The 947-nt window shown below is 68.1% G+C and carries 1 protein-coding gene; it reads left to right on the plus strand.

From position 1 onward, the window contains the following. Nucleotides 1–60: 60 nt before the first annotated feature. Nucleotides 61–947, plus strand: an 887-nt coding sequence (locus VXC91_RS46110) for an IS110 family RNA-guided transposase (RefSeq protein ID WP_329513289.1), incomplete at its 3' end; no start/stop codon positions are given.

Raw genomic sequence — 947 nt, forward strand, 5'->3', positions numbered from 1 at the left:
CACCCTGGCCCTCCCGGGACGGCGTTCCTCCTGGCCCTTCACGGATGGAAGGAGCGGGCCGTGGACGTGCTGCATGAACGCTGCGCGGGCGTGGACATCAGCAAGAAGGACGCGAAGGCGTGCATCCGGACGCCGAGTACGAAGCGCCGGGGGTCGTTCACGACCGAGACGACCACCTGGGGGTCGACGACGAACGCAGTGCTCGCCCTGCGGGATCACCTGCGCGCCGCGCAGGTGACGCTGGTGGTGATCGAGGCGACGTCGGACTACTGGAAGCCCTACTACTACGTGCTGGCCGAGGACTTGAACGTGATCCTGGTCAACGCCCGGCAGGTCAAGAACCTGCCCGGCCGCGAGACCGATGTCTCGGATGCAGCCTGGCTGGCCCAGCTCGGCGCCCACGGCCTGGTCCGCCCTTCGTTCGTCCCGCCTCAGCCGGTGCGTGAGTTGCGGGACCTGACCCGGGCCCGCACCACCATCACCCGCGAACGCGGCCGTGTGGTCCAACGCCTGGAGAAACTGCTGGAAGACACCGGCATCAAGCTCTCCGCGGTCGCCTCAGACATCATGGGTGTCTCCGGCCAGGCCATGCTCGAAGCCCTTATCGCCGCAGAGCGCGACCCGCAGGTCCTGGCGGAGCTGGCCAAGGGAAAGCTCCGTAACAAGATCCCTGAGCTGACTGAGGCCCTGACCGGGCGGTTCCGCGAGCACCATGCGTTCCTGGTCCGTCTGTATCTGGACCAGTACGACCGGCTCACCGCCATGATCGACCAGGTCACCGGGCGGATCGAGGAGGCGATGGCCCCCTTTCGAGGCGCCCTCGACCTGCTCGACACCATCCCCGGCATCAACCAGGCCACCGCCGAGGTGATCATCGCGGAGACCGACGGGGACATGGCCCGGTTCGCCTCCGCCAAGCACCTCGCGTCCTGGGCCGGGGTCTGCCC

The organism is Streptomyces chiangmaiensis (genome assembly GCF_036281785.1).
Classification (GTDB): domain Bacteria; phylum Actinomycetota; class Actinomycetes; order Streptomycetales; family Streptomycetaceae; genus Streptomyces; species Streptomyces chiangmaiensis.